The sequence below is a fragment of the Soonwooa purpurea genome (genome assembly GCF_053891095.1).
On the sequence record NZ_JBSSMA010000009.1, the window covers coordinates 104752 to 128771 of the forward strand.

The window sequence follows — 24020 nt, forward strand, 5'->3', positions numbered from 1 at the left end:
ATGTGTTTTTAACCTGAAATGTTTTTCATTTCTAAAAATCAAGCATCATTCTGGTGCTTTGAAAACGTTATCATCACTATGGAATCCAGCAACGCCTCCACTTACAGCAAATTTCATCGCTTCGGCAGCGTTCATGCCTTCGACTTCTTTTATATTATTAAATTTAGTTACGATAACCCAACCCGAAACGGCGTAAGAATGTGGGAGATAAACGGCAATCATGCCATCCATATTAACGGCTGACATGTCATTTTGTGTTAAAAATCCGATGCGCCATACTTCTGGATTTTCATTGGTTTTTACCCAAACAGGAATGTTAAATTTCTTTTTATCGCCTACGAAAGAGCCCATTACGTCTTTCAGAGAAGTGTAGATAAATTTGATGCCTGGCGTATGTTCTAAGATATAATCAACACTGTCAACGATAATTCTGCCTAGGATAAATTTGTTTCCGAAATAACCAATAAGCGTTGTTGCGGCGATAACCACAACAAAAACCAATCCTGGAAATTTCTCTGAAACCGATGGGATAATATTGTCGATACTAAAAACAATATACCAAATTATCCATGCCGTAATCGCTAAAGGTCCAATAATAACCAAGCCTTGTAAAAAATTACGGAATGCTAACGCCAAATAATCGTTGATGCCTTTCTTCATATATTAACCGTGGATTGTTTCTTTGTTGCCGTAAGAACGGATAATGCTGGACTCGTAGTCTAGCCATTCTTCCCAGCGTTGGTTTACTTTTTCAGGATCGCCTAGTTGTCTTGCAAAACCTATAAAAGTTGTATAGTGATTGGCTTCCGAAATCATCAAATCGTGATAAAATTTCTTTAGCTTTTCGTCTTTAATATTTTCTGTTAAAACTTTAAAACGTTCACAACTTCTGGCTTCTATCATAGCTGCGAAGAGCATTTTGTCAACGATAAGATCTTCGCGACTTCCTTGCACGACAAACTTGAGAAGGTCATTAACATAATCATCTTTGCGCTGTCTTCCCAGTACACCACCACGTTCTTTTATAATTTCATGAACTTGATTAAAATGATCCAACTCCTCTTGTGCAATAGCCAATAGCTCTGTTACAATCTCGGGATATTCTGGCAACATGGTGATAAGCCCAATCGCATTGGTTGCTGCTTTTTGCTCACACCAAGCGTGGTCGGTTAATATTTCCTCTAAATTGCTTTCTGCGATATTTGCCCAACGGGGATCCGTAAGTAGCTTTAACCTAAACATTTCAATTTTTTTCGTAAAAATAAGAATTTTAAAACTTAATTATTAATTTTATTACAAACCTTATTATATGAAATCCATTTATCCTTTTTTAATATTAACTCTATTTTTTAATTGTAATAAATCAGAAAAATCAGTATTTGAAACAAATATTATCAGCTCCAAAAATAAAGAACATGTAGAAGCAAAATTTGTTAATGAGAAGTTTAACATTCTCAAAGACAGGTTAATTCCTATGTCTGGATATCAACGGGTTGAAACCAAGCTCAATTCTTGGGAATCTTTTTTACAAAATTTAAATCTACAAGAATCCGGAAAACCTATATTAAAATATGATGGAACAGAAATATCGGACCAGAAACATCACGTCGGAATATTGACTTATGATGTTGGCTCAAAAGATCTTCAACAATGTGCAGATGCTTTGATAAGGCTGCGTGCAGAATACCTTTTTAAAAATGAAAAATACAATGCTATTCATTTCAAATTCACAAGCGGACATCAATTTTATTGGAATGAATATGCTGATGGTCTTCGCCCCATTGTTTCTGGAAACAACGTAGATTTTAGTAAAAGAGCAGCTCCGAATTCTATTAATTCTTATCAAGATTTCAGACAATATCTAGATATCATTTATACTTATGCTGGTACAATTTCCCTCGCACGAGATCTCAAAGAAAGCAAAAACAAAATAGAATTTAACATTGGTGATCTTATTATAACGCCAGGAAGTCCAGGCCACGTCGTGATGATTGTTGATAAAATCGAGAAAGGAAACGAAAAACGATATGCTTTGATAGAAGGATATACACCTGCACAATCAATACACATTTTATCAAAAAACGGAAATCCTTGGTTTGACATAAAACCGAGCAAGGAAATAATTACACCTCGATATCATTTTGAAAAGCCAGTGATTAAACAGTTTTAATTAACAAACACCATAAAATAAAATTTTAATATTATTTGGTATAATTATTGTGAATCTGTGAATTGAAATTTAAAACAAATATCAACTTCACAAAATTTTAAAACTATGGCAACTAACCTATCAAACCGATTAAGAAGTGTATTTATTATGCTTTTATCATTTTTATCAACAGGATTAATTTTTGCACAAGACAAAGGCGCTGACCTTACCGTCGATGTTAATACACACAAAACAACAACAACTACAGAATGGTACACTAATCCTACTTACCTTATAATAGGTGGTGTGGTTCTTATCATTATCATAGCATTAATTATGCGAGGCGGTGGAAGCAAAAATTAGTTTAATTTTATAAAAAAATATGACCGCTTCTTAATTAGAAGCGGTTTTTTTTCTTAAAATACCAAGTATTTTCCAGCCGAGATTATCTACTTTTTTTAGAATTTCAGCAATGACAACAGCCAGACCGATATTAACTGCGTAAACTAGAATTAATAACAAAACCCAATTAAGATCTTCTTTTAAAGGAACGACTAAAAAGTAAATTAAAGACGAACTGATTCCTTGTGAAAAATAAAAGAAAATAGCGTTGTTTCCAATGTAGGTTAAGAAGTTTTGTTTTTTGATTTTCAATCGGTTATATCCGACGAATAAAGTTACAACCGCAAACATTGTCCAAATAATATAAGGCAATTTCGGTGGGAATTTATTTTTATTCAGTTTATAAAAAATCTCAGTTCCGTAGTAAGAAAACATTCCTACCAAAGCTAAAGCGACGATGCTATAAAGCACAGGAATCATTTTCGTTGGGATTTTTTTTCCACGCATCTGGTGCGCGATTAAAAACACCGCAAGATAAAATGCCACATAACCAACTTGTCCACTAGGATAATATTGAGGAAATAAATTGAAAATCAGTGTTAAAACAACACAAAGCGCGATAAACCAATTGATATGTTTTGGAAAGAACTTTAAAATTAAAACGCCAAAAACAGTGAGGATATAATAAACTTTAAGATACCAAAAACTTCCCATTACCACGGGAAAAGTGTCGGCATTCGTATATTGGTGAAGATACCAATTGCCCAAATTCTGCCATTGAGGATCGCTAGAAATATTCTGTGGAACATACTTTCCTCCAAAGGTTGAATAAAAATCTTTTAGCCAATCTATTGAGAAAAATGTGAGTCCAAAAACTTTAAAGAAATAATCCATAAAGAACAGAAAAGTCACAAAAATCATGTAAGTAACTTGCAACTTCAGCAGTCTGTAAAAGGTCTTTTCGATATTGGCGCCAGAAGTTATTCCACTCAAGGCATAAAACAAGATTACATCAAAAAACAACGACATCACACGAACTTCTGTTGGTACATAAAACTGACCCGACCAAAATACCGTATGGATAAAAATAACAGAAAGCGTTGCAAAACCTTTTGCAAAATCAATATATAAATCTCTTTTCATTAAAAATGCTATATATTAAAAATTAAAATACGACTAATTTTAGCCAACAATATACAACAGAATTGGCTTTTATTAAGATTATTTCACAAACATTTAATTTTTGAGCCTCGAATCTTATCCGTAATTTTGGGAGTTAATTTTTTAGAATGTCAGACATAATTCAACTTTTGCCAGATCACGTTGCTAACCAGATTGCCGCCGGAGAAGTGGTGCAACGGCCTGCGTCTATTGTTAAAGAATTGATGGAGAATGCTATAGATGCTGGCGCTAGCAAAGTCGAATTAATTGTTCGCGATGCAGGAAAAAATCTGATCCAAGTTGTTGACAATGGCGGTGGAATGTCCGATACCGATGCCAGATTGGCGTTCGAAAGACATGCTACTTCTAAAATAAGAAGTACCGAAGATATTTTTAAAATCGCTACCAAAGGTTTTCGTGGAGAGGCTTTGGCATCGATTGCTGCCGTGGCGCAAGTAGAGCTCCGAACCAAACAAAAGGATACAGCCGTAGGAACAAATATCTATATTGAAGGCGGCGAACTACAATTTCAAGAGCCGATACAGACTGCGGAAGGGTCTAATTTTTTAATTAAAAATTTGTTTTTCAATGTTCCTGCTAGACGCAAGTTTTTGAAAAATGATAATATAGAATTCCGTCATATTATTGACGAATTTCAGCGCGTTGCTTTAGCGCACGAAAATGTAGAATTCGAAATGTTCCATAATGACGAGCCTATTTTTCGTTTGCGAAAAGGCGGGCAAATGCAGCGTATCGTGGAAGTTTTTGGAAGAAAAATACAACCACTTTTAATTCCCATAAAAGAAGACCTTGGCTGGGTAAGGCTTAACGGATTTGTGGCAAAACCCGAAGGTGCCAAAAAAACCAGAGGCGAACAATTTTTCTTTGTCAACGGAAGATACTTCAGAAGTCCTTATCTCAGCAAAGCGGTACAGGAAGCTTTTGAAGGCCTTTTGCAGCCTGGTTATATTCCGAGCTTTTTCTTGTTTTTAGAGCTTGATCCTGAGAAAATTGACGTTAATATTCATCCCCAAAAAACGGAAGTAAAATTCGAGGACGAAGCATTGATTTTTGCGTTGCTGAGATCAACAATTAAAAAAGCTTTAGGGATTTATAATATTGCGCCAAGTTTAGATTTTGACAGAGATCCAGCGATGGACGCTTTTTTCCAGGCACAACCGAGCAAGGCGAATCTTGAATCTGGAAGTTCTTCTTTTTCCAAAAATGTGAAAGTTGACAGAAGTTTTAATCCTTTCACATCAGAGAAGCCTTCGACGATAGAAAGTCTTAATCTTTCTGAAATGTACAATGCGGCAATACCAAGCGCGGAACCTTCGAAAATTAATCTTTTTGAGGACGATGATGATGACTTGGAAGAAGATCTTTTCCGACTTCCGAATGCCTATTGGCTTTTCAATAAAGAAGGAAAAACTTTTATGCTGGATTTGGGACGTATTCATCGGGTGATTTTGCAATCGCAACAAAAAGAATTTAAGCCTGACAAAAATGGGCAACATTTGCTTTTTTCCATTGAATATCATCTCAACGAAATCGAAAAAAATAAATATAAATCCATTAAAAAATATTTGCCAGCTTTAGGTTTTGACATGATCCTTGCACAAGAGAATGTTTTGAGAATTAATGCAGTGCCAGAAGGTTTGAAAGAATCTGCTGTTGTAGGATTTTTAGAAAAAATATTTGAAATTTTAGAATACCGAACCGAAGATGAGTTTATGAATTTTTACCAAGATCAATGGTTAAAAGTCCATAGCAAATCGAAGTTTGATTTTATATACAAAACCGAAGTAGAACAGCTTATAAAAGATTTTATCGAGCTAGGATTTCCACAATATACCGTTACAGGAAAGAAATGTTTTGAGGAAATTCCGTTCGATGATTTTAAAAATAAATTTTAATTTATGTTTCAGAATATTACCCCGATAACCAAAAATATTATCATTATCAATGTTGTAGTTTTTGTAGCTACTATACTTTTGGAAAAATATGGAATTTATTTAGTTCAATGGTTAGCAGCCTTCTTTCCATTGTCTCCCAATTTCAGATCTTGGCAAATTATCACACACATGTTTATGCATGGTGGGATTATGCATATTGCTTTTAATATGTTAACCTTGCTGAGTTTTGGACCTGTTTTGGAACAAGTTTTGGGTGGGAAAAAATTTACAATTTTGTATTTCCTAGCTGGTCTAGGTGGTTTTGCGTTGTATAATTTAATAAATTTTTTCCAAGTCCAACAGTTGACAAATTATCTTAGCCTCCAAGATTTTAACCTTAAAGATATTTATGAAATTTCTGCTTATGGCTATCGACAAGGTTTAGTTTTCTCAAATAGCCCGTTAATACAAGAGAAAGCTGATAGTTTATATGGTATTCTTGCAATTCCTATGCTTGGCGCATCGGGTGCGATATTCGGAGTTGTTGCGGCTTTTTCTACTTTGTTTCCAAATGCCAAATTGATGTTCATGTTTATTCCAGCGCCTATTAAAGCTAAGTATCTTTTGCCAATTATTATTTTGGGTTCTATATTTTTAGGAATTGGACAATTCAGTTGGGATAATGTCGCGCACTTTGCCCACATTGGCGGTGCTATTGTAGGCTACCTTTATATCAGACATTGGAAAAAAAACAATAATTATATTGGCGGTTAATGAAGTTTTTTAATTTCATTTTAAGTTTATTGCATTTACTGATAACGCTGATGTTATTGGCATGTCTTGCCAATGCTTACATTTCGCCTAGCCAATTATCATTATTAAATCTTCTCTCTTTGGGCTTTCCGGTTTTAATGATTCTGAATGTTTTATTATGCATTTATTGGATTATTTTATTTAAAAAAAGAGCGATTTTATTTTTAGTGATTTCCATATTTTTTATCACGCCAACACGCCGTTGGATCAACTATTCCCCAGAGAAAAATGCTAAGTCTGACTTTAGCATGATGACTTTCAACATCAAAAACGGAACCATGGGAAAAGAAGATGTGGAACGTTATATCAACGAGAAAGAAGTAGATCTTGTCTTTTTGCAAGAAGCATCATTAGAACTTAATCTTCTTAATTATCCATATAAAATCGACCAATTTTCACAAATAAGATGTTATTCGAAATTTCCAATAGAAAAATTTGAGGATATTAAAACCCAAGTCGATATTGGCAATAGTTTTTATGCGGATGTTAAAATCGGATCTAAGACGATTCGTTTTGTGAATATCTATATGGAGCCTTTCCAAATCGATAAACAAATGGTGCGACCAACACGTTCGATGGACGAAAACGAAGCTAAAGCCAAAAGTTTGGTTAGAAAGATGTTGCCTATTTTTAAAGAACATCAAATACAAATGCAGAATACAATGGCTTATGTAGATAATTCGCCTCATCCGGTCGTATTTGTAGGAGATTTTAATGCGGTGCCTAACTCTTATGAATATTTTACCGCTTCCAAAAACCTGAAAGATTCTTTCCTAGAAGCAGGAATCGGCAGCGGGACAAGCTTTCATGAGTTTAAATTTCCAATAAAAATTGATCATATCTTCACGTCGCAATCTATAAAAACTTTAAATTATAAAGTGGATAGAAGTGTTCATGTTTCGGATCATTTTCCAGTTTTAGCCAGTTTTAAATTTCAGGATAGCTTATGAAAAATCTAATGTTGCTAATATTCTTAATCGCCGCTTCTTGTTCAAAAAAAGCTCCAGAAACAACAATGTCGGAGAAGCCCGAAGTTTTGGATTATGATACAACCGCAATTGACTCTTTCGCGCCTGGAGCAACACCAACGAATATGCTTCCAAAAAAAGTTATCATTGTAAAAGATAGTGCAAAAGAAGCTAAAAAGAAAGTACTCGAAGCTCAAATAAAAGAACTCGAAAAAAAGGAACTCGAAAAAAAGAAAGCTGAAGAAAAGCAAAAATCAAAAGATAAAGAAAAGCAAAAAGCTTTGGAAACCTCACTTCCAACTGAACAATCAGCAATATAAAAAAAGCTGTCTAATGAATTTAGGCAGCTTTTCTATTTCTTTTTTACAGTTGCATTTGTATACTCTCTGTTGCAGGCTGAGCTTGTATTTGTCGCATTTTTGGCGAAGCCTCAATGTTATTATTTTTTCCTGGACGAACAGGTCGTCGCGGTTGATTTTCTTTTTTACCCTGATCTAATAATTCGTTGTTGTCCGTTGGCGTTGTTTCCGGATTGGTCGGTGCTAAAGCTTTACCCTCACCGTCTGTAAGTTCTAATTTGACATCGCTTTTCAGATGTTTCAAAAGTTCTTTAGCTTTTATTCCTTCAGGTGTTTTGGCATAATTCAGAACGATTTGCTCTAGCTGGAGAATCATGATTTCTTTGCCCGCAGATTTTCCTGCATTGTAAGCATTTAGTAAATAAAACTTCGGAATTAAAGCGTCCTTTTTATTGTCTTCAATGGCTTTGTGGATGAGGTTTGTAGAAGCTTGGTATTTCCCATCTATATGAAGTTGGTAGGCTTCTTCGTACAATTTTTGAACTTCTTCTGACGATTTATTAAAATTTTTGTCCCTCGGGTTTTTCACAAATTCGGCGTAAGAAGTATATGGATATTTTTCTAAAATTAAATTCTTAGCACGTTCAGCTGCTTGTGGATTTTTTTCGTAATTAATTACAAAAGCTTGATAAAGGGCTTTCAGTTCTGTGTCTTCATCGGTTTTAGAATCAACAAGGTCGTAAAGCGTTTTGGTTGCTAATTTAGAATTTCCGAAGAAGTTTTCAAACATTATTCCCAGACCTAGACTTGCTGTATCTCTATCTTTTTTAAGCTTAGCAATTTCGGATGTTTTGGTCGGGATTTTTTCGGTGTAGAAACTTGGTTCAAAACGGCGTGGATCTGGTGCTGCGCTAATTCCCAAAGCATCATTTTTAAGATCTTCAATCGTTTGAGATTTTGCAGAATAACGCCAATTGTCAGCTAGTGTTCTGTTGCCCCAAATTTGTTTAAAGTTATTTTCTCCTCGCGGAATATTGTTGGTATTAACAAAATAAAATGTGCTCTTGTTTTCGCCGCCCATGTTGATGTCTCCGAAGGTTCCGCCGCCAGAATTGGCAAACATCGAATTAGCATTATAATCGCCCGTGTCAAAACCTTTGGAACGTTCTGCTCTTTTTCTTTCGAGCTCTTCTGCAGCTTCTTTTGCTTTTAGTTTGTCGATATGTTTTGTGAAATAAGCGTCTTGTTGTTCTTTTGTCATGTTAGTCAACGCAAGAATACTATCGTTTTTCTTGATCAAATAGTAGTTTTTTGACAGCTTTTTGATGTTGGTGGTTAGCTCTGTCAAACGTTGTTTTTCTGGAGCGTACGTCATTACCGCCAATGCACTGTCGTAGTAAGCGCCCGCTGTTAAGTAATCATCTTCTTCAAAATATTTTTTTCCAATTTGTGAGAATGCTAGACCTCGGATTTGTGGATCGGATACTTTTTCTGAAATCGATTTTCTAAACAAAGAGTCTGCATCTTTTCCTTGTTTCGCATTCTGAGCCAAAAGTCCCATGGCGTAATACAATTCGTTTTTACGAGAGGCATAAGTTCCTTTTTTAGAAATCTTTTCTAAATAAGCCATTGCATCGGCATAGCTGTCATTAGAAGTGTCAAAAGTTTTAGCGATTTGGATTTGCGTTTTCACTTCAAATTCATAATCGTATGCATATTTGTAAGCAGTTGTAAAAGAATCTCTTGCGTCTTGTTTTTGTCCCAGTTCCGACAAGATTTGGCCTCGCAAATAAGCGATTCTACTTTTAGTTTTACGTGTTTTATTATACTCAAAAGCTTCTTCTAGCTCTTTAATCGCATCATTTTTTTTGCCCCATTTTAGTAACATTTCCGAATAGAAGATGCTTAAAGTTCTTTTTTCTTCTTTGTTAAGTTTTTCCTCTTTAAGTTCCGCAAATAGTTTATCGGCTTTTTGATAATCTTTAAGTTTTGCATACAGTTGAGCCTGATAAATTCTTGCTGTATTAATGCGTTTGTGTTTTGGCATATTGTTAAAAATATAACCTAAAGTGTCCAAAGCCTCAAGATATTTGTTTTGATACAATCTAGATTTTGTCAACAACATATAAGCGTCGAACATATAAGAATTCTTCTCAACACCATTTACCAATACCGAGTTTTTAGAAATCGTTTTTATCGCTTTGGCTTCAGCAATTTGTAGAATTGTTGCGCCTTTTGTAGAGTTTGGCCTTGTGGTCGTACTGCTGAAACCAGAGTTGGAATTGGCATTGGGTGAGCCTGGTCCTTTAGCGGTGCCCAAGTCGCTCATTGGATTTCCTGCACCAAAACTGGTAACTTCCGAGGCAATATCTTCGGTTGTTAAAATGGGAATATAGGGTTCGTAAAAGTTGTCTTTGAAACTTTTTGTACGGTTTTGCATTTCTGTGTTGAAGGCTTCCTTACTATTAAACATGGTATTGTAATAGGTTGAGAAACGGTTCATGGGGCCACTCTTCGTTTTCTTTTTACGAGGATTACAAGAGGCAACAGCAAAGATAGAAAGTATAATTAGGGCGAATTTTCTCATTTAAGTAGATAACTTGCTAAAGGGCAATTTATTATTTAAAATATTAATTTTTGTAAAAATAATGTTTTTCTTTTTAAGAATCGGTGTTAAATTAACAAATCAACTCACAGGAAAGTATTTTGATAAATATTGATAAACCAAATGTGTCGGCAATCCCATAATGCTGTAATAGCTTCCTTTGATCTCGGCAATTTTTGCCATACCCATCCACTCTTGTATGCCATAGCTTCCCGCTTTATCAAATGGTTTGAAGTTTTTAATGTAAAAACTAATTTCCTCTTCAGATATTTCGTGAAAGCTAACATCAGCACAATCGGTTTCTACAATAGTTTCCGAAGTGGTTTTAATGCATATCGCGGTATATACCTGATGCGTTTTTCCTGAAAGTTTTGATAACATTTCAAAAGCTTTTTCTTCGGACTTTGGTTTTAATAAAATCTCATTGTCCAACGCAACGATGGTATCCGAAGTTAATAATATTTCGTCATCTTTTAATTCCAGATAGGCTTCAGCTTTTGTTTTGGCAACATAGGCTGCAATATCTTTGGTGTTTAAAGTTTCCGAATAAGATTCGTCACAATTTATTTTCACAACTTCAAAAGGAAAACCTATAGATTTTAACAATTCTTGACGTCTAGGAGATGCCGAAGCTAGTAACAATTTCATCTTAAGTGGATTTGGTGTCATCATCGAGATGCCAATGATTTTGTATTTTCATTACCTGTTCTATGACATCACGTACGGCGCCTTTGCCTCCTTCTATAGGAGAAATGTAATTGGCAATTTCTTTAACTTCGGGAACGGCATTGGCGGGCGCTGCGGCAATAGCAACTTGCTTCATGATTCCAATATCTGGAATGTCGTCGCCCATCATAAGAACTTTGTCGTCATCTATGAGATATTTTAGTTTAAAATCTGTGTAATCTGACAGCTTATGTGCCGATTTGGGATAATAATCTTTGATGCCCAAATATTCTATCCTGTTGCGAACCATAGGATCGTCGCCGCCTGTAATAACTGCGATTTTGTAACCTGCTTTTATGGCTTTTACTACAGCATAGCCATCGAGAACATTCATGACACGTGCCATGCTTTTGTCTGGCAAAAGGTAAACGCTACCATCTGTGAATACGCCATCGACGTCAAACACGAAAGCGCGGATATTTTTTAGTTTTTCTAAATAACTCATTTTATAAAAAAATCCCTTTTAGTAAGGGATTATAAAAATAGTAAATATTGGCGAATATAAATGTTTTAGCTTAAGGGAACAAACTCGGCTCTATCGGATTGTTATTATTTTTGATGTTTTCGCGCTGGGTTTTTTCCATACTGCGGATGATTTCATTAGGATCGCTAATTTCCTTTCCATTAATATTAAGTTTCATCTTAACATTGCCTTGTCCCAACGTTTGGCGCATATCTTTAACAGGATCATTTTTATATTCTTTCCAAAGTTGTAAGAATTTCGCTTCATTAACATCTATGGATTTGTCATTGCTACCTCCGATGATGACCATCGTTCTGCTAGAAGTCGTGTTGTCTGCACTTTCTTTAATTTCGACGTCATCGAATTTTTTAATGCCCGAAAATTTATAAATATGCGTTTTGGTCGCGTCTTCCATTTCTAATATTAATCCTGGAAGTCCAGAGAATTTATAAGGCCCATCTTGGAAAGGAAGCTCTTGGGTGAACCAAGCCGTCCAACTTCTTCCACCGAAATCCGTTGTTGCTTTTTGAACAGTGAATTTGTCAATTTTTTTTGTTTCAGAATCAATTTTCCAAACAATAGGTTTTTCATTCTTTATAGCGTAATTGTTTCTATTAATTGGCATTTTAAGAACGATATCAAAATTAGGATAAGATTTGGTGACCTGATATTTTACCAAGCCGGGATTTGTCCCGCGAAAGTTGATGTTGATACTTCCAGATGCACGCATTTTTTTGAAATAATCATCACGGAGCGAGTCGGACAAAAATTGTTTCTGGCTATAAAACTTGCTGCCATCTTTTCGAATGTCAAGAAAGACGATTTCTTTTTTGATGCTGTCTTTTTGATTGATGTTTGGAACGAATTGATAATCGTAAGCAATGCGTGTCCCTTGCCCATACATTATGGTGGCAAAGAATAAAAATAAGATGTGGATGTTTTTCATGACTAAGAAATTAGTGATACGAATGTAAAAAATATTCCGCAATCTTTCAGCGAAATATTTTATTTTTTTAAAAAGTTTTATTTAAAATTGAATTTTACTGTAAACATAAACTGACTAGGTCTTATGTACATTTGGTTGGTGGTAATCAATTGTTGGGCAACATCTACGTTAACCGTTTCATAGACTTTTCTGTTCGCAATGTTAAGCCATTTAAGTTCAAAATCAATTTTCTTTTTCACCCAAGTGTATTGGTAGGACACATCAAAAAATGAGTTTCTAAAATTTTGTCCATTCGCTTTTGTTGTCAAATCGTCCCAGAAAAATCCAAATGTATGATTTTCGGAAGGGTAGATGTAGGTGCTTAGATTATGATTCCAACCGCTAGTTTTCACCATTGTATTTGTCGATTTGTTAGTGTTTTTATTCCAGTTAAGATTAATATTATAATCCACACTTAACCATGAGAAATACGCATTGTTAAATTTGATACCCATGGATTGTCTGTTGTTGGTAGATTCTCTAAAATCGCTATTAAAATAAGAGAACGCGTTAGAATCTGTATTGCTCGCAGATACCGATATATTCGATTTGAATTTTGGGAAATATTTTCCAATTTCGGCACCTTCTGTTTGGCTTTTGGTTGTGTTTTCTTGAGAAATAATTTTAAGTTCCGATGCAAAACCATTGGTAATATAAGATTCTATCAAATTTTTCTCATTGTTGGAATAATTATATCGAACATTGAAGAATAAATTGTTCAACGGATTTCGGTACTCCAAACGAGAGCCTAAAGTTCTTGTAAGATACTCAGGCATTTTGATGTCATCAGAATAGCGAACATTAAGACTGGTTGGGCTGGTTAACATTTTACCACCGTACAAAAATCCGAAGTTTCCAAAATTATAGTTTTGATTGGCAAATCCCCAAATTTTGAAGAAGGATGCAAACTCATAATTCGCAAATAAGCTAGGCTCGAAAACAGTTTTTGACTGGTCTAAATATTTGTTTCTAATGTTGTCACGATAAGTGATTCCATAAAAATTAAGCGGTAAAGTCAAATTTAAATTGAAATTTTGAGATTTAAAATTAACCCCAATTTGTGTATAAGGTTGGATTTCGTTCCACTCCATATCATTACTCATGTCGTTTCCTAGAAATTCATTTCTTCCGCCAAGTTGCCCATTAATCGCTGAAGTCAACGTGTTGAAGTTCATGTTCAAACCAACTTCCGGCGTGAAAGTCCATTTTTTGTAACTGAATCCAACCGATGCCGAATGGTCAACTTCAATCGTTTTGGAAGTAGCATATTGTGTGATTTTGTCATAATCCCCGAATCCAAAATCTTTAAGATAATCGCCCGCTACAACGCTCATGTTTTGTTTGTCTTTTTGATATTTAACATAACTCATCACATTGAAAAGCTTTTCTTTCCAAGGGATAATTGTGCTCAAAGAGTTTTGGAAAGTCCCAGTAGGAGAGTCTAAAGATTCGTTAGCATATTTATGAATGGGTGATGTTGTGTTTTTCAAAGGCGGAAGATAGTTATCAACCGTTGCGCGGTCTGTGTTCCAGAAGCTGTTCCAAGTTGTCGTGTTTTTAAAAAAGCCTTTTTTAGCATTTTTCGTAAAAATCAATTCACCTTTTGCAACATTGTCATAAAAACGATTGTTGGTGCTTGAATTAAATGTACCACCCATTTCTACCGATGGCGAGCCAATTTCATAGACTTTAACTTGGTAATCTTCACGTTTGATGCTGTTGTTGGTATAAGATGCGTTGGCCTTTAGTTCCCATTCTTTATTTTTGAAAGGACTTGTCAAAAGATTTGCAGAGAAGAAATGAACATTGTTCAGAAGATATCTTTTTTCACCAATATTTGGCGTTCCTGCAGTTTCTATATTAGTCCAAGATTTCGGAGAGGCTTGCGAGCGTCGGCCTTCCCAACGACTTCCGAAGGATAGCATGTTGCCTTCTTTCTCGACAGTTTCCCCATTGTTGTTGGCTTTGTAGTTGACTACCCATTGGTTTTTTTGTCCAAAAAACATGGGTGTTAACTTAACATTCCACAAAAGAGGACTGAAACCTGCGCCAACTTCACCGCGGCCTGTCATAGTCACCGATTTTTTTAGTTTAATATTAAGTGCAGCGTTTTCTGATGGGACTTTGTCTTCTAATATTTTTACTGGTTGATGGTTTTCTAAGACTTCAACTCTTGCGACAGCATCTTTTGGCAACGAGTTATTAATTGTCCCATAGCCGCCTTCCATAAGGTCTTTACCGTTAACATAGAATTTGTTAATTGGCTCACCTTGATAAAGTACGCTTCCATCTTTGTTAACCTCTATACCGGGCATTTTTTTTAGAACGTCTGCAAGACTCCTGTCGGATTTATTTTCAAAAGCTTTGATATCGTAAGATATGGTATCGCCTTTTTTGGTGATTAATTTAGTTTTAATTTTTACTTCTTCAATTTCTGTTGTTTCACTAGATAAAGAAAAGTTTTGAGTTTGGTCGGCATTGTTAACTGTTTTGTTGACAGATTTTTGATTAAAAGCCTTTACTTTTAAAATTACATTGCTTTCCGAAGAATTAAAAACAATTTTGTAATCGCCTTTTGCATTAGAAATAGCAAATGCCAGAATTGCATTTTTTCCAGGTTCCTCAATGGTTACACTTGCGCTTGGCAAAGCTTTACCGCTAGAATCTGTAATGGTACCGCTAATTGTTTTTTGTGCTAAAACTAAAGATGTACAACTAAAAACTAAAATTAAACTAAGTAGATTTTTCATATAAAAAATGTATCACTAAACAATTAGTAGATGAATTAAAAAAATGTTACAAAATCTTTGACAAATTTTTTGCTAAAAGTTAAAAGTAAAGAAGTTGAAATAAATGACTCCGTTTTTTCTGATGATAGAAAAAATAATACGTATTGATTTTTTTTACAAATATATTTTTGAGCTCACTCCATAAAAAATTAATAATTTTGTAACATAATAGTTAAGTGACATGGGAATCATTCTGAAACCAATTGATGTTGTTGAAGACATTACAAAAGAAGACTTTGAAGAAAAATATTTGAAACCGCGTAAGCCTGTGGTTATTAAGAATATGGCAAAAAATTGGCCCGCATACAAAAAATGGACGATGGATTATATGAAGCAAGCCGTTGGCGATGTTGACGTACCTTTGTATGACAGTTCCAAAGCAGATCCTGCTGCGCCAATTAACGCTTCGGCCGCCAATATGAAATTTGGGGACTACATTGACCTTATCGAAAAAGAGCCAACAGATTTAAGAATTTTCTTGTTTGATCCAATAAAACACGCGCCAAAATTATTAGATGATTATGTTTTTCCAAAAGATCTTATGGGAGGATTTTTGGATAAATACCCCAACATGTTTTTTGGAGGAAAAGGTTCTGTAACTTTTTTACATTATGATATCGATATGGCGCATATCTTCCACACGCATTTTAATGGAAGAAAGCACATCTTGCTTTTCGATTACAAGTGGAAAGATAGATTGTATCAAATTCCATATGCGACTTACGCCTTGGAAGATTATGATATCGAAAATCCAGATTTCAAAAACTTCCCAGCACTAGACGGTGTAGAAGGCATAGAATGTTATCTTGAGCATGGTGACACATTGTTTATGCCGACAGGTTGGTGGCATTGGATGAAATATCTCGATGGCAGTTTCTCCATTTCTTTAAGAGCTTGGGATAAAAGTTGGGGGGTGAAAGCGCACAGCCTTTGGAATCTTACTGTACAAAGAAGTTTTGACAATTTTATGAAGAAAAATTTCAAAGTAAAATACATGACTTGGAAAGAGAAAAAAGCTGTGGAAAGAGCGAACATCGCTTTGAAAAGAGGTTTACCGAAAAAATAAGATTAAAGATTGATAAAATAACAACTCCCAATTAATTTTAATTGGGAGTTGCTATTTTTATGTTTTAAAAACTGAGGTTAAACGACTCCTTGAGCTAGCATTGCCTCGGCAACTTTTACGAAACCAGCAATGTTTGCACCTTTTACGTAATTGACGTAGCCATCAGCTTCTTTACCATAATCTCGACAAGCTTTGTGAATACCAATCATGATTTCCTTAAGACGTGCATCAACTTCTTCTGAAGTCCAGTTAAGACGGATAGAGTTTTGTGTCATTTCTAAACCAGAAGTGGCAACACCTCCAGCATTAGACGCTTTTCCTGGAGAAAACAATACTTTACTCTCTAAGAAATAATTAATAGCCTCCAAAGTTGATGGCATATTTGCCGCTTCGGTGACGCACATACAGCCGTTTGCGACAAGTTTTTTTGCATCTTCAAGATCCAATTCATTTTGAGTGGCAGCAGGGATGGCAACATCACACTTTACTTCCCAAGGACGCTTTCCTGCGAAGAATTTTGCTTTAGGATATTTTTTGAGATAATCTTCTGCGCGGTTATTTCCAGAAGCTCTTAGCGCTAATAAATAATCTATTTTTTCACCAGAAATACCTTCTTCGTCATAAATATAGCCGTCTGGTCCAGAGATGGTAACTGTTTTTCCGCCAAGCTCGTCAATCTTTTTGATAACGCCCCATGATACATTTCCGAATCCAGAAACGCAAACCGTTTTTCCTTTAAGATCTTGGTTGATGGTTTTAAGCATTTGCTCAGTAAAATATACAACACCGAAACCTGTTGCTTCAGGACGAATCAAAGATCCTCCATATGCCAAACCTTTACCAGTTAATACCCCTGTGAATTCGTTTCTAATACGTTTATACTGTCCAAAAAGATAACCAATTTCTCGTGCGCCAACACCAATATCACCAGCAGGCACGTCGGTTTCAGGGCCAATATGCTTACATAATTCGGTCATGAAGGATTGACAAAAACGCATCACTTCCATATCAGATTTCCCTTGTGGATCGAAGTCGGAACCTCCTTTTCCTCCGCCCATTGGCAGAGTTGTCAAGGAGTTTTTGAAAACTTGCTCGAAAGCTAAAAACTTAAGGACACTTAGATTAACCGTCGGATGAAATCTAATTCCACCTTTGTATGGTCCAATAGCAGAATTCATCTGGATTCGGAAACCTCTATTAACTTGGATTTCTCCATTGTCATCTACCCATGGTACACGGAAAATAATGGCGCGCTCTGGCTCTGCCATCCTTTCCAACAGCTTCATACCGTGGTATTGTGGCCTAGTTGCAATGAAAGGAATTACCGTTATTGCAACTTCTTTTACCGCTTGGATAAATTCGGGTTCGTTTGGATTTTTAGCCTCAATTTTGGCGATAAAATCCTTGATCTGTTGGTCGATTTCGTGTTGCTCCATAAAGCTGTATTGTTATGTAACAAATTTAATTTTATTTTCAAAAAAGCAAAACTTTTATTAGATTTTTTTTATGATTTTGAGCTTAAACTAAAATTTTTCTTAATGTTTTCATAAAATGCTTTTCTTTTTAAAAATTTAGAACTAAAATTAAAATTTTGTTGTCAAGTTAACAATTTGTTACTAAGTTATACTGGTGTAATTTTTACCAGAATGTGATTTAATATATCCTAAAAGCTCCATTTCCAATAAGATTGATAAAAGTTCTTGTGGGTTTTTTTGTGTTTCTGAAAGCAAATCGTCAAACGAAATACTCATTTTGTCATGAATAAAATTATAAATATTCTGATGAATTGGATTGTTGATGTTCATCGGAATAATTTGAGTGAAAAGATTTGTAGTATTAGATTGATTTGGACTACAATTTTGTACTAAATCTGCCACCGAATGTATAATTTGAGCTTTGTTTTGAGAAATCAACAGATTACAACCTTGGCTGTATTTGTCATTTAATTTTCCAGAAAGTGCGTAGACATCGCGGTTGTAGTCATTTGCAAAGTTGGCAGTATTCATCGACCCACCGCCAAAAGCGGACTCTACAATGATGGTTTGCTGAGAAAATCCTGCAATAATCCGATTCCGTTGCAGAAAGTTTTCGCGATCTGGTTTGGATTTCGACGTGTATTCTGAAATGATAGCACCGCCATTTTCGATAATTCGGTTGGCAAGAACTTGATGTTTTGAAGGATAAATCATGTGTAAACCATGTGCCAAGACAGCAAGTGTCGGAATGTTAAGCGCTAAAGATTTTTCATGAACATGGGCATCAACGCCATAGGCTAAACCGCTAACGGTCGCCATTTGGCTAGATGGAAGTTCTGTTAGAAAGTCATTAATAAATTGTTTTCCGTAGCTTGTCATGTTGCGTGTCCCGACAATGCTGATGTATTTAGCTTGTGGGAGTTGGCCTTTAACAAACAAAACACTCGGCGCATCGGGACATTCTTTTAATAAAAATGGATAATCTGCATCTTGAATAGTTAGTGCTGTAATATTATTTTGTTCACAAAACTCAAGCTCTTTGGTTGCGAAATCGAGATGTTTTTGGCTGCCTATTTCTTCTGTACGTTTGTTACCAATACCGAATATCTGTTTTAGTGTGGATTTGGGAAGATTCCAAACTTGTTCTGCAGAACCGAATTCCTCTACCAATTTGCGATAATTAAGATTTCCAAGTTGATGGCAATTTTGTAAGGCAATGGCATATAGATGTTCGGTTTTCATATTTGATTTTTAGAATTAAAGCTACTGCATTTCTTTTTTTCTTATTTCTTCAAGATAATCCCATATGTTATCTTTAGGTTTTTGTGGAAGTTCTAGAAAGTCGTCAGGATGATTTTCTTTATATTCTTGCCACAGTTTATCATCTTTTTCGCTATAATAATTGGGAAATTCCCAAATGTATTTTTTCTTTTTCATTCCAATATTTCTGAACAAAAAAGCCATGATAATGCCGACTAACCCACCGGCAAGGTGCGACTGCCAAGATATCCTACTTGGCTCCTGTAAGTTACTAAATAATTCTTCTGGTAACATACCCCAAACCAAACTTCCGTAATATAAAGCAACAAGAAGTGAAATGGTTATTAAAGTTCTTTCCCAACGGAAAATGCCACTGAAGAATAAAAAGAAAGCTAAAACATAGACAATGCCGCTGGCGCCGATGATGCAACTGTAGTTCCATTGGCCAGTAAAAATATCGATGGGCGGTAATAGCCAAACCAACAGTCCAGCACTTATCCAACCTGTAATTAAAATTTTGTTAGCAATTGTTGGATAAAATTGATATAACAAAAACAATAAAACGGCTATCGGAACACTATTTCCAAAAATATGTTCTAGGCTACCATGCAAAAATGGTGATGTGATAATGCCCAATAATCCGTCTGGATATAGCGGAATAATAGCGCCAAAACAATTGCTGAAAAAACCTAAGCTTTGTAACATATAGCCCAACCACATTAGGGATAACATGATAATGGGAATGACGAATGCGTTTCGGTTAATACTTTTTGCTAACATGCTTTTGGATTGTCAAATTGGTTGCCAAAAAAAAGAATCAGGAAATTCTGTCCATATTATTGAAGCTTATATTTTCGAGCTTTAAAAACGAAATTATTTATTTTGTATTAATTTTGTGGATTGTTAGATTGATGCATGCAATGAAGAAATTACTTTCAATAATTTTTATAGGATTAAATGTAATATTATTTTCTCAGAAAAGACCAGATCTTAATAAGATAATTGACTCTATAACTCAGAACCAATGGACCAATGCTAATACCGTATTGGATAGTATTGACACAGAGAAAATATCGAATATTAAACTCAAGAAAAAAAATGACTCTGTTATTTTTGACAAGTTACCGCAGCTGTCTGTGCAAGATATGCCGATAACGCCCTATAGTATGTTGAACACGGTGGAGGCTCGCCGCTGGTTCGTCTTTGGACAAAACAGTTTGGTGTTCAACCAATCTTCATTTTCCAATTGGTATTCTGGAGGCAATGATAATATTGGTGTCATTGGCAAGGTTAATTATAATTTTAATTACAAAAGCGGCAAACATTTTTTAGAAAATAATGTTCAATTGGCTTACGGATTTGTTTCTTCTACAGGTCAATCCACCAGAAAGACGGAAGATTATATCAATCTTTCTTCCAACTATGGGTATGAGTTGGGGTCTAATTATTATTTATCAACAGGATTTCAGTTTTTGTCACAATTTGGCGCGGGATACAATTACTCCTCCACGCCAGATCCTACCTATAACGATCGTGTCTCAAGGTTTATGGCGCCTGCTTATCTTAACTTAGGTCTCGGTATTTCTTATAATCCGAATGATAATTTTCAGTTGGTGATGCGACCTATTAACGGCAAATTTACTTTTGTGCTTGATCCACACCTACAACATGCCGGAAAGTTCGGTCTAGAGCGAGATGGGCAAAGTATGCGTGGAGAGCTTGGTGCTATGATAAATGCTACCTACCGCATTAATATTATAAAGGATATGACACTTCTTAATAAGTTAAATGTTTTCTCAAACTATTTGGAGCATTTTGAACGTGTCGATATCGCTTATTCTGCCACTTTAAATATGAAGTTTAATAAATTTATTACCACCGTTGTCACCTTTGATATGGTATATGACCATGACCAGATCGCTGGTTTACAAACCAAACAAACTCTTGGCGTTGGTTTGACTTACAATTTTGGATTCAAATTGGAGCGCGATAAAAGCAACAAAATCATAAATCCGTTTATTAAATAATTACAAATATGAAAAAATTTATTTTTGCTTCAATTTTTGCCACAGGACTTATTAACGCTCAAGAAAAGGCTGTAGTTTCTGATTCCACAAAAGCGTGGTCTATTCTAGGTCAAAATACCCTAATGCTTAACCAATCTGCTTTCTCTAACTGGGTTGGTGGAGGTGCTAACAACATCGGTTGGTTAGCAGGTCTTAATTACAATATGACCTACGAAAAAGATAAAGATCTTTGGGAAAATGTCATTGTTATGGGTTATGGAATGAACAATACAGAAGGCCTGGGAAATCGTAAAACCCAAGATAACATTAACCTGTCAACCAATTATGGTCGCAAAATTTCGGGCAATTGGTATGCTTCTGTTGGTGCGAGTTTGTTAACACAATTTGCAGCAGGTTACGAAGATGGTAATAATCCTGATGCTAAGAAAATTTCAAATTTTATGGCGCCAGGTTATGTCAGCGTAGGTGCGGGTTTCACATATAAACCAAGCGACAACTTTACCATGACCCTGCGCCCTGCCAATGCAAGATGGACTTTTGTTGGCGATAAAGATTTACAATTTGCAGGAAACTATGGTCTGAAACATGATGGCGACTCATCACTATTTCAGTTCGGTTTCCTAGGAACAGCGCAGTACAAATTAAAAATTATGGAAAATATAAGCCTGATGAATTCGGCCTCTGTATTTTCAAATTATCTGGATCACCCAGAACGCCTCGTATTATCTTACGGCGGAATTCTGAATATGAAAGTCAATAAGTACATCTCGACGCAAGTGACTTTGGATTTGTTGTATGACCATAATCAAATCAAAAAAACACAGTTAAAACAAACTTTGGGAATTGGATTGGCGTATAATATTGATAATGGTATTAAAGGCTCGACGAATAAGAATAACCAAACTTGGAAGTAAATTCATTTTGTTTCAAAATTGATTTTGAAAACATAACAAGGGCGCGAAGCTTTAGCTTCGCGCCCTTGTTATCACAATTTTGCATATTTCTAAAGACACTTTAAGAAATTTGTCGCATCTTCAAAAAAACTACTAGGTTGAGGTTATAAGGTGCTCTCTTCCTGTCCTGGAATGAATAGTTGTATTAAAACAAGCCCGATTTTGTGGTTTCCGACCTATATTTTATGCTTTTAAAAGCTAAAATTTGTGCTTAAAAATATTAAATTATAAGTTGATTAACCGCGGTATTAAACCAAATAACCTGATGACTTCTTATAAAAACCGCATCGGATTATTCCAGAACCGCAAATCTGCTTATTCTGCTTTTAGCATATTAAGTTCACCAAAATGTTTTTTGAACTTTTGGATTTTCGGACCAACTACCGCACTGCAATAAGGCTGCGTGGGATTGGTTTTATAATAACCTTGGTGATAAGCTTCTGCTGGCCAAAATTTCACAAAAGGAACAATCTCTGTAACATATTTCCCTGGCCATTGTTGACGCGCTTCAGACACTTTTAAAGATGCTTCTGCTTCAGACTTTTGAGTTTCTGAATGATAAAATATAGAAGACCGGTATTGCGTACCGATGTCGTTGCCTTGTCTGTTGAGCGTCGTCGGATCGTGCAAAAACCAAAATACCTCCAAAAGTTGTGAGAACGAAATAACAGAAGGATCAAACTTAATTTGTACCACTTCCGCATGGCCCGTGTTGCCTGTACATACTTCTTCGTAAGTTGGATAATCTTTGTGACCGCCAGAATAACCAGAGGTTACACTTTCGACACCTTTTAACATAGTGAAACAGCTTTCGACACACCAAAAACAGCCACCTCCAATTGTTGCTAATTCCATTTTTTGATTATTTTTAAATTTAGTTTCTCGTAGTTTAATTTTAGAATCTTGGCCAGTGCATTTAACAAAGGCTAACATGGCTAATAGTATTAAAACTAGATTTTTCATTTTTAAAATTATTTTTCCCAAACTAAGGCACTTGCTCCTAAGATGGCAGCATCAGCTTCGTTGAGTTCGCTGGTTACGAGTTTTACTTTATCACGGAAAATAGGAAGGAGATTTTTTTCCATGTGTAACTTGGTTGGTTTTAAAATATAATCGCCAGCTTTGATAACGCCACCAAATAACAGAATGGCTTCTGGCGATGAGAACATGACAAAATTAGCTAAAGCTTGTCCTAATATTTGACCTGTATATCGGAAGACTTCAATTGCAATTTCGTCGCCTTTTTCGGCACATTCGTAGACTGTTTGCGCATTGATAACTTCCTCAGGAAAGTTGTTTAACAACGAGTTTGGAAATTCTGCACGAAGTTTTTTTGCTGTAATACTAATTCCCGTTGCAGAGGCATAGGCTTCCAAAGAACCTTCGGATCCTGTGCTCCAATGTTTTCTTCCGCCTGGTTTTACAATGCAATGTCCCAGTTCTCCTGCGAAACCATCGTGCCCATAAATAAGTTGTCCATTAGAAATAATACCACTTCCCACGCCTGTACCTAGAGTTATCATAATAAAATCCTTCATGCCACGCGCGGCGCCATACATCAACTCGCCCAAAGCTGCGGCATTGGCGTCATTCGTAATACGACAATCTTTTCCAAATTTTTCTGTTATTAATTTGGAAAACGGAATAACACCTTTCCAACTAAGATTGGGCGCGTGCTCTATTGTGCCTTTGTAATAATTGGCATTGGGCGCCCCGATCCCAATTCCTACTACAGAAATATCAGGTAGCTTCTGCAATAATATTTGGATGTTATTGTAAAGCGTATCGATGAAATCTATAACCGTGTCGTAGCCAGTTGTTTTCATAGTGCCTTTTTCAAGGATTTCGCCACGGTGGTTGACAATGCCAAATTTGGTATTGGTTCCTCCGATATCAATGCCTAAGGCTAGCTCGTTGGATAAATCTAATAATGCCATTTTGTTTTAATCGAATGATAAAATTAGTGAAAACTTAGATTAAATCCATTTGACTTTTGTTTATTTAACAAAAAAACCGAAGATGTAATTATCTTCGGTTTTCGTTT

The 24020-nt window shown here is 35.5% G+C and carries 22 protein-coding genes; 9 read left to right on the forward strand and 13 right to left on the reverse strand.

Features of this window, described 5'->3' with window-relative positions; genetic code table 11:
- Window positions 1-45: 45 nt before the first annotated feature.
- Together ACVFVN_RS09900 and miaE are read right to left on the reverse strand one after the other, a co-directional pair.
- Window positions 46-660, reverse strand: a complete 615-nt coding sequence (locus ACVFVN_RS09900; RefSeq protein WP_165135140.1) for a DUF502 domain-containing protein — start codon at window positions 658-660, stop codon at window positions 46-48.
- A gap of 3 nt (window positions 661-663) precedes the next feature.
- Window positions 664-1242 carry a tRNA isopentenyl-2-thiomethyl-A-37 hydroxylase MiaE gene (gene miaE, locus ACVFVN_RS09905; protein WP_456235119.1) on the reverse strand — a complete coding sequence of 193 codons (579 nt, stop codon included), beginning with the start codon at window positions 1240-1242 and terminating at the stop codon, window positions 664-666.
- Between the two features lie 67 nt (window positions 1243-1309).
- On the opposite strand from miaE, the gene ACVFVN_RS09910 reads away from it, so the two are divergent.
- Complete coding sequence (locus tag ACVFVN_RS09910; RefSeq protein ID WP_456235120.1) at window positions 1310-2170, forward strand: DUF4846 domain-containing protein; 861 nt, start codon at window positions 1310-1312, stop codon at window positions 2168-2170.
- A gap of 105 nt (window positions 2171-2275) precedes the next feature.
- Complete coding sequence (locus tag ACVFVN_RS09915) at window positions 2276-2512, forward strand: hypothetical protein (protein WP_456235121.1); 237 nt, start codon at window positions 2276-2278, stop codon at window positions 2510-2512.
- A 30-nt stretch (window positions 2513-2542) separates the two neighbouring features.
- Here ACVFVN_RS09915 and ACVFVN_RS09920 read toward each other — a convergent pair whose 3' ends face one another.
- Window positions 2543-3634 (reverse strand): acyltransferase family protein, encoded by a 1092-nt coding sequence (locus tag ACVFVN_RS09920; RefSeq protein ID WP_456235122.1) that lies wholly within the window; start codon window positions 3632-3634, stop codon window positions 2543-2545.
- Window positions 3635-3780: 146 nt separating this feature from the next.
- Here ACVFVN_RS09920 and mutL point away from each other — a divergent pair, with 146 nt between their 5' ends.
- From mutL to ACVFVN_RS09940, 4 genes are read left to right on the forward strand one after another with little or no spacing between them, the layout of a single operon-like run.
- Window positions 3781-5568 carry a DNA mismatch repair endonuclease MutL gene (gene mutL / locus ACVFVN_RS09925; RefSeq protein ID WP_456235123.1) on the forward strand — a complete coding sequence of 596 codons (1788 nt, stop codon included), beginning with the start codon at window positions 3781-3783 and terminating at the stop codon, window positions 5566-5568.
- A 3-nt stretch (window positions 5569-5571) separates the two neighbouring features.
- The gene (locus tag ACVFVN_RS09930) at window positions 5572-6321 is read left to right on the forward strand and encodes a rhomboid family intramembrane serine protease (protein ID WP_456235124.1); all 750 of its coding nucleotides are present in this window, start codon (window positions 5572-5574) and stop codon (window positions 6319-6321) included.
- On the forward strand, window positions 6321-7310 hold the full coding sequence (locus ACVFVN_RS09935) for an endonuclease/exonuclease/phosphatase family protein (RefSeq protein WP_456235125.1): 990 nt from the start codon (window positions 6321-6323) through the stop codon (window positions 7308-7310). Before ACVFVN_RS09930 ends, ACVFVN_RS09935 begins: the two co-directional genes overlap by 1 nt.
- Window positions 7307-7648: a hypothetical protein gene (locus ACVFVN_RS09940; protein ID WP_456235126.1), complete on the forward strand. Its 342-nt coding sequence runs from the start codon at window positions 7307-7309 to the stop codon at window positions 7646-7648. Before ACVFVN_RS09935 ends, ACVFVN_RS09940 begins: the two co-directional genes overlap by 4 nt.
- Before the next feature lie 43 nt (window positions 7649-7691).
- On the opposite strand, the gene porW is transcribed toward ACVFVN_RS09940, so the two are convergent.
- The 5 genes from porW to ACVFVN_RS09965 all read right to left on the reverse strand — a co-directional run bounded on the left by porW (window position 7692) and on the right by ACVFVN_RS09965 (window position 15156).
- A complete protein-coding gene (gene porW, locus ACVFVN_RS09945) occupies window positions 7692-10214 on the reverse strand; it encodes a type IX secretion system periplasmic lipoprotein PorW/SprE (RefSeq protein ID WP_456235127.1) in 2523 nt (840 codons plus the stop codon).
- Between the two features lie 99 nt (window positions 10215-10313).
- Window positions 10314-10880, reverse strand: a complete 567-nt coding sequence (locus tag ACVFVN_RS09950) for a Maf family protein (RefSeq protein ID WP_456235128.1) — start codon at window positions 10878-10880, stop codon at window positions 10314-10316.
- Between the two features lies 1 nt (window position 10881).
- Entirely contained in the window at window positions 10882-11403 is a 522-nt protein-coding gene (locus ACVFVN_RS09955) for a KdsC family phosphatase (protein WP_456235129.1), read from the reverse strand.
- A 70-nt stretch (window positions 11404-11473) separates the two neighbouring features.
- Window positions 11474-12367, reverse strand: coding sequence for a GLPGLI family protein (locus tag ACVFVN_RS09960; RefSeq protein ID WP_165135176.1), 894 nt, complete (start codon window positions 12365-12367; stop codon window positions 11474-11476).
- A gap of 77 nt (window positions 12368-12444) precedes the next feature.
- Window positions 12445-15156 (reverse strand): hypothetical protein, encoded by a 2712-nt coding sequence (locus tag ACVFVN_RS09965; RefSeq protein WP_456235130.1) that lies wholly within the window; start codon window positions 15154-15156, stop codon window positions 12445-12447.
- Window positions 15157-15376: 220 nt separating this feature from the next.
- On the opposite strand from ACVFVN_RS09965, the gene ACVFVN_RS09970 reads away from it, so the two are divergent.
- Window positions 15377-16261, forward strand: a complete 885-nt coding sequence (locus tag ACVFVN_RS09970; RefSeq protein WP_456235131.1) for a cupin-like domain-containing protein — start codon at window positions 15377-15379, stop codon at window positions 16259-16261.
- Window positions 16262-16338: 77 nt separating this feature from the next.
- Here the strand turns inward: ACVFVN_RS09970 and gdhA are convergent, their stop codons facing one another.
- The 3 genes from gdhA to ACVFVN_RS09985 all read right to left on the reverse strand — a co-directional run bounded on the left by gdhA (window position 16339) and on the right by ACVFVN_RS09985 (window position 19776).
- Entirely contained in the window at window positions 16339-17697 is a 1359-nt protein-coding gene (gdhA, locus tag ACVFVN_RS09975) for an NADP-specific glutamate dehydrogenase (RefSeq protein ID WP_456235132.1), read from the reverse strand.
- Window positions 17698-17877: 180 nt separating this feature from the next.
- On the reverse strand, window positions 17878-18978 hold the full coding sequence (gene dprA / locus ACVFVN_RS09980; RefSeq protein WP_456235133.1) for a DNA-processing protein DprA: 1101 nt from the start codon (window positions 18976-18978) through the stop codon (window positions 17878-17880).
- A 21-nt stretch (window positions 18979-18999) separates the two neighbouring features.
- Window positions 19000-19776: a rhomboid family intramembrane serine protease gene (locus ACVFVN_RS09985; protein WP_456235134.1), complete on the reverse strand. Its 777-nt coding sequence runs from the start codon at window positions 19774-19776 to the stop codon at window positions 19000-19002.
- Between the two features lie 140 nt (window positions 19777-19916).
- Between ACVFVN_RS09985 and ACVFVN_RS09990 the strand changes: the two genes are divergently transcribed.
- Complete coding sequence (locus ACVFVN_RS09990; protein ID WP_456235135.1) at window positions 19917-21023, forward strand: DUF3078 domain-containing protein; 1107 nt, start codon at window positions 19917-19919, stop codon at window positions 21021-21023.
- An 8-nt stretch (window positions 21024-21031) separates the two neighbouring features.
- The gene (locus tag ACVFVN_RS09995) at window positions 21032-21937 is read left to right on the forward strand and encodes a DUF3078 domain-containing protein (RefSeq protein ID WP_456235136.1); all 906 of its coding nucleotides are present in this window, start codon (window positions 21032-21034) and stop codon (window positions 21935-21937) included.
- Between the two features lie 354 nt (window positions 21938-22291).
- On the opposite strand, the gene msrA is transcribed toward ACVFVN_RS09995, so the two are convergent.
- Together msrA and ACVFVN_RS10005 are read right to left on the reverse strand one after the other, a co-directional pair.
- Entirely contained in the window at window positions 22292-22831 is a 540-nt protein-coding gene (msrA, locus tag ACVFVN_RS10000) for a peptide-methionine (S)-S-oxide reductase MsrA (RefSeq protein WP_456235137.1), read from the reverse strand.
- A 116-nt stretch (window positions 22832-22947) separates the two neighbouring features.
- Window positions 22948-23913 (reverse strand): ROK family protein, encoded by a 966-nt coding sequence (locus ACVFVN_RS10005; RefSeq protein WP_456235138.1) that lies wholly within the window; start codon window positions 23911-23913, stop codon window positions 22948-22950.
- Window positions 23914-24020: the final 107 nt, after the last annotated feature.